Consider the following 5,504-nt stretch of genomic DNA (forward strand, 5'->3'; position numbering starts at 1 on the left):
TTGCGGACACGACCTAGGGAGACGAGCGAGGGGAACGCACGTGTGTGCGTTCCCCTCGGTCGTCTCTCAGCCCGGCGTCACTTCACGATGGTGATCCGGTCCGCCTTCGGGGGCGCGATCGGGCTGGTCGCCGAGGAGTTGGCCGTCAGGTACTTCTCCAGGGCGGTCAGGTCGTCCGCGCCGACCAGGTCGTTGGTGCCCTGGCCCAGCGTCGGGAAGCCGTCGCCGCCGCCCGCGAGGAAGCTGTTCGACGCGACGCGGTACACCGCCGACGGGTCGACGGGCGCGCCGTTCAGCCGGATGGAGTCGGTGACGACCCGGTCGGCACCGGCCTTCGTCAGGTCCAGGGTGTAGGTCAGGCCCGAGGAGACCTGGAGGATCTTCGGGGCCGCCGTGTTCGCGCCGCTGACCTGCTCCTTGAGGACCTGGATCAGCTGGGCGCCGGTGATGTCCTGGAGGTTGACGGTGTTGGCGAACGGCTGGACCGTGAAGCCCTCGGCGTAGGTGACGACACCGTCGCCCTCGGCGCCCTTGGCCGCGTACGTCAGCGGGGCCCGGATACCGCCCGGGTTCATCAGCGCGAGGTCGGTCTCCGGGTCCAGCTCCTTGCCGTAGGCGAGCTGGGCGTCGGCGATGAGGTCGCCGAGCGGGGACTCGGTGCCGGTGTTGCCGATGTCACCGGAGATGTAGCCGATGGGGCGGTTGCCGATGGGTGCGGCGAGGGCGTTCCACTTGCCGATCAGCTCGGTCATGTCGGGCGCCTTGGGGACGTCCCGGGTCACGACGTGGTTGGCGGAGCTGACCGCCGTGCGGGCGATGTCACCGGTCCAGCGGTCGTACGTCAGGGTGGTGTCGGTGTAGAGGCGGCCGAAGGACGCGGCCGAGGTCACCATGCGGGGCTTGCCCGCCGGGTCGTCGACGGTGCACACGTACGGCGCGTGGGTGTGGCCCGTGACCAGGGCGTCCACCTGCGGGGTGACGTTCTTGGCGATGTCGACGATCGGGCCGGAGATCCCGTCGCCCGCGCCCGGCGCGTCGCACTCGTAGTTGTACGCGGTGCCGGCCGGGAAGCCGCCCTCGTGGATGAGCGCGACGATCGACTTCACGCCCTGGCGCTGGAGCACCTTGGCGTACTTGTCGATGGTCTCGACCTCGTCCTTGAAGGAGAGGCCCTTGACGCCCTCCGCGGAGACGATGTCCGGGGTGCCCTCCAGGGTCACACCGATGAAGCCGATCTTGACGTCCTTCTTCTTCCACACCCAGTAGGGCTTGAGGATCGGCTTGCCGGTCTTCTCGTCGAGGACGTTCGCCGCGAGGTACGGGAAGTCGGCGCCTGCGAACTCCTCCTCGCCGTAGCAGCCGTCCGTGGGGTGGCAGCCGCCGTTCTGGAGGCGGGCCAGCTCCCGGGCGCCCTCGTCGAACTCGTGGTTGCCGACGCTCGTGACGTCCAGCTCCAGGCCGTTCAGCGCCTCGATGGTGGGCTCGTCGTGGAACAGGCCGGACAGCAGCGGGGAGGCGCCGACCATGTCGCCGCCGGCCGCGGTGATGGAGTACTTGTTGCCCTCGCGCGCCTGGCGCAGGTGGGTGGCCAGGTACTCGACGCCGCCCGCGTCGACGGTCTTCGTGGTGCCGTCGGGCTGGAGTTCGGTGACCCGGCCGGAGGAGCCGGCCGGCGGTTCGAGGTTGCCGTGCAGGTCGTTGAAGGACAGCAGCTGCACGTCCTGGTAGCGGCCCGGCCGGTGCTTCCCGGTCGTCTCGCCGGCGCTGGCGGTCGACGGCAGCGCGGCGGCCAGCGCGCCGGCGGTGGCGAGAGCGGCGGCGGCGGCGAGCAGCCGGGTGGTACGGCGTCTGCGGCGGTCGTGCGGCGGAGTGGTGGCTGGCATGCGCCCCCCTGTGGTTCTTTTCCGGCTGTCATCCGGCGGTCAGGTGGTCCCGGCGCAGCCTAGAGTCAACGCGCGTAGCGCGACAGGGGGTTCATGGTTACATCCTGGTTTCCCTTTGGCGCCGATTTCGGCTCCCGGCCCTTTACCCTCGTAGGCATGACCAGCGACGACATGGCACGGCCCGACTCCGTACGCGCCATCGAGACCCGTGCGACGCTCTCCCCGGACCAGACCGAGGCGGTTCTCGCACTCCTCGCGGAGGCCGTCCGTGTCGACGGCCAGCAGGCGGTGTCCGAGCAGGGACGGCTCCAGTTGCGCGGCGGGGAGCGCGAGGGCGTCTCCCACCTGCTGCTCACCAGCGGCGGGGAACTCGTCGGCTATGCCCAGCTGGAGGACACCGACCCGGTGGAGGCCCCGGCCGCCGAACTGGTCGTGCACCCCGCGCACCGCGGCCACGGCCACGGCCGCGCCCTCGGTTCGGCGCTGCTGGCCGCCTCCGGCAAGCGGCTGCGGGTGTGGGCGCACGGCGGGCACTCGGCCGCCCGGCATCTGGCGCAGGTGCTGGGGCTGACCCTGTTCCGCGAACTTCGGCAGATGCGGCGCCCCTTGACGGGTCCGGAGCTGCCCGAGCCGGTGCTGCCGGCCGGGGTGAGCGTGCGCGCCTTCGAGCCGGGCCGGGACGACGCGGCCTGGCTGGCCGTCAACGCCGCCGCGTTCGCCCACCATCCCGAGCAGGGCTCACTCACCCAGCGGGACCTGGACGACCGCAAGGCCGAGCCGTGGTTCGACCCGGCGGGCTTCTTCCTGGCGGAGCGGGACGGCGAGCTGGTCGGCTTCCACTGGACGAAGGTGCACGCCGAGGAGCGGCTCGGCGAGGTGTACGTCGTGGGGGTGGCGCCGGGCGCGCAGGGCGGCGGCCTCGGCAAGGCCCTCACCCTGATCGGTCTGCGGCATCTGGCCGAGAAGGGGCTGCCGGCGGCGATGCTCTACGTCGACGCGGACAACAAGGCGGCGGTGGCGGTGTACGAGGGGCTCGGTTTCACCACGTACGAGACGGACCTCATGTACCGGACCGAGACGTGATCTTCCGCCCGTAACGGGGCGCCCGGGGGCGGTGATCTTGACGCCGCCCCCTCTTTTGCACCACCCTTTCACTACTCAATTAGTGAAAGGGTGGTTTCCGAGTGGTCGAATACCGCATCGACCGGCGCAGCGGAGTCGCCACCTACCTCCAGATCGTCCAGCAGACCAAGCAGGCCCTGCGCCTCGGCCTGCTGCGGCCCGGCGACAAGCTCCCCACGGCCCGCGAGGTCGTGGCGGCCACCGCCATCAACCCGAACACCGTCCTCAAGGCCTACCGCGAACTGGAACGCGAAGGCCTGGTCGAGGCCCGCCGCGGGCTGGGGACCTTCGTCCGCCGCGCCCTGGGCGCCGCGCCCGCCGACTCGCCCCTGCGCGCCGAGCTGGAGCAGTGGGCCGAACGGGCCCGCGCCGCCGGACTCGAACGCGACGACGTGGCCGCGCTCTTCACTTCCGTACTGGACAAGCACTTCAAGGGGGACCAGGAATGACCGACACCGCCATCGAGGCGGCCGGGCTGGCCAAGGCCTTCGGCCGGCGCGGACGCCGGCGGGCGCTGGACGGCTGCGCCTTCCGGCTGCCCGCCGGGCGGGTGTGCGCCGTCGTCGGCCCCAACGGCGCCGGCAAGTCCACCCTGCTCGCCCTCGCCGCCGGCCTGCTCGCCCCCACCGAGGGCACCGTCCGGGTGCTGGGCGCCCACCCGGCCGAGGTCCGCGAGCGCCTGGCCTACGTCGCCCAGGACAAGCCGCTGCACCCCCAGCTCACCGTCGCCGCCACGCTCCGCCTCGGCGCGGAGCTGAACCCCGGCCGCTGGGACCCGGCGGTCGCCGCCCGGATCGTCGCCGAGGGCGACCTGGACCCCCGCACCCGGATCCGCTCCCTCTCCGGCGGCCAGCGCACCCGCGTCGCGCTCGCTCTCGCCCTCGGCAAACGGCCCGAGGTGCTGCTGCTGGACGAGCCGATGGCCGACCTGGACCCGCTGGCCCGGCACCAGCTGATGGGCACCCTGATGGCGGACGCCGCCGAACACGGCACCACGATTGTCATGTCCTCGCACGTGGTGGCGGAGCTGGAGGGCTCCTGCGACTTCCTGCTGCTCGTGGGCGGCGGCCGGGTCCGCCTCTCCGGCCCGCTCGACGACCTGCTCGCCGCGCACACCCTCGTCACCGGCCCGGCCGACGGCGACCTCACCCCGCACACCGTCGTCGAAACCCGCTCGACCGGCCGCCAGCTCACCGCCCTGATCCGCCCCCGCGGCCCGCTCGCCGGCGCCTGGCAGAGCGCCGAGCCCTCCCTGGAGGAGCTGGTCCTCGCCCACCTGCGCGCCCCCGAGGCCCCCGCACTGCACCTGAACGCCCCCGTGGAGGCCGCCGTATGACCGCCGTGACCGCGACCGCCGCACCCGCCGCGCCCACATCCCGGGGCCCGCACGGCCTGACCTGGCTGCTGCTCCGGCTGCACCGCTCGGCCCTGTGGTTCTGGCTCATGCTGCTCGCCGTCGCCGCCGGGCTCCTGCTGTGGGCGTACGGGCCGGGCGCGGACGCCGCCTGGGACGAGTTCCGCCGGATGGAGTGCGGCCCGACCGGCACCCCCAGCCTCTCCTGCGACTACGCGGGCCCCGCCTACCAGAACTACGACCTCGCCCTCGGCCTCGGCGCCGGACTGCTCTCCCTCGCCCCGCTGCTCACCGCCGCCTGGGCGGGCGGCGCGCTGATCGGCCGCGAACTGGAGAACGGCACCGCCCGGCTCGCCTGGACCCAGTCCGTCTCCCCGGCCCGCTGGCTCGCCGCCAAGCTCGCCGTACCCGCCGCCCTGATCGCCACCGGCGGCCTCGCCCTCACCGCGCTGCACCGGCTGGTGTGGTCCTCGGACGGCGAACTGCGGGAGGGCTGGCGGGAGTGGCACCACGACCCCGGCTACCTCGCCAACGGCCCGCTGGCCACCGCGCACACCCTGCTCGGTCTGACCGTCGGCGTGCTCACCGGCCTGCTGGTGCGGCGCGCGCTGCCCGCCCTCGCCGTCGCCCTCGCCGCTCAGATCGCCCTGGCGCTGGCGCTGCTCTCCATCCGGCCGCACCTGTGGCCGGCCGAGACCGTCACCAGCACGGAGGGCTACCCCGGAGCCGACGGCATGATCGCCGAGGAGGGCGTCGTCACCGCGACCGGCGAGCGGATCCCCGACCCGATGTGCCTGGAGGACATCCGCTGCAGCGCCGGCCGCAAGATCGTCGCCTTCTACCAGGACTACCAGCCGGCCGCCCACTTCTGGCCCCTCCAGCTGGTCGAGACGGCCATCGTCCTCGCCCTCGGCGCCCTCGCCGTCCTGGCCGCGTTCCGCCTGCTGAGGCACCGCACCGGAGCCACCGGCTGACCACGCCCGCGGCGCCCGAACCGCGCCACCCGCGCGGTCCGGGCCCGGCCGGTACCGCACAGCGGCGAACGGCCCCACCGCCCCACGCCCAGCCCACACCCACGCCCCACAGCAACCACGGCGACCACGGCGACCACAGCAACCACCGCAACCACGGCGACCACGGCGACC

At 73.3% G+C, this 5,504-nt stretch carries 5 protein-coding genes; 4 read left to right on the top strand and 1 reads right to left on the bottom strand.

The genetic code is table 11. From position 1 onward, the window contains the following. Positions 1-77: 77 nt before the first annotated feature. The gene (locus CCN42_RS02085) at positions 78-1,883 is read right to left on the bottom strand and encodes a bifunctional metallophosphatase/5'-nucleotidase (RefSeq protein WP_086732790.1); all 1,806 of its coding nucleotides are present in this window, start codon (positions 1,881-1,883) and stop codon (positions 78-80) included. A 156-nt stretch (positions 1,884-2,039) separates the two neighbouring features. Between CCN42_RS02085 and mshD the strand changes: the two genes are divergently transcribed. From mshD to CCN42_RS02105, 4 genes are all read left to right on the top strand, one after another. Continuing rightward, positions 2,040-2,966, top strand: coding sequence for a mycothiol synthase (gene mshD / locus CCN42_RS02090; protein ID WP_086732791.1), 927 nt, complete (start codon positions 2,040-2,042; stop codon positions 2,964-2,966). A 101-nt stretch (positions 2,967-3,067) separates the two neighbouring features. Further along, positions 3,068-3,454 carry a GntR family transcriptional regulator gene (locus CCN42_RS02095; RefSeq protein WP_086168936.1) on the top strand — a complete coding sequence of 129 codons (387 nt, stop codon included), beginning with the start codon at positions 3,068-3,070 and terminating at the stop codon, positions 3,452-3,454. Next, positions 3,451-4,341, top strand: coding sequence for an ABC transporter ATP-binding protein (locus CCN42_RS02100; RefSeq protein ID WP_086732792.1), 891 nt, complete (start codon positions 3,451-3,453; stop codon positions 4,339-4,341). The genes CCN42_RS02095 and CCN42_RS02100 overlap by 4 nt, the downstream gene beginning before the upstream one ends. Beyond that, positions 4,338-5,333, top strand: a complete 996-nt coding sequence (locus CCN42_RS02105; protein ID WP_086732793.1) for an ABC transporter permease — start codon at positions 4,338-4,340, stop codon at positions 5,331-5,333. The genes CCN42_RS02100 and CCN42_RS02105 overlap by 4 nt, the downstream gene beginning before the upstream one ends. Positions 5,334-5,504: the final 171 nt, after the last annotated feature.

Origin of the sequence: Streptomyces glaucescens (assembly GCF_002154375.1) — a bacterium.
Classification (GTDB): Bacteria; Actinomycetota; Actinomycetes; order Streptomycetales; family Streptomycetaceae; genus Streptomyces; species Streptomyces glaucescens.

Bases quoted from the DNA above. Each gene is read 5' to 3' on its own strand.
- CCN42_RS02100 (WP_086732792.1), top strand. From the start codon at position 3,451: ATGACCGACACCGCCATCGAGGCGGCCGGGCTGGCCAAGGCCTTCGGC.
- CCN42_RS02085 (WP_086732790.1), bottom strand. From the start codon at position 1,883: ATGCCAGCCACCACTCCGCCGCACGACCGCCGCAGACGCCGTACCACC.
- CCN42_RS02105 (WP_086732793.1), top strand. From the start codon at position 4,338: ATGACCGCCGTGACCGCGACCGCCGCACCCGCCGCGCCCACATCCCGG.
- mshD (WP_086732791.1), top strand. From the start codon at position 2,040: ATGACCAGCGACGACATGGCACGGCCCGACTCCGTACGCGCCATCGAG.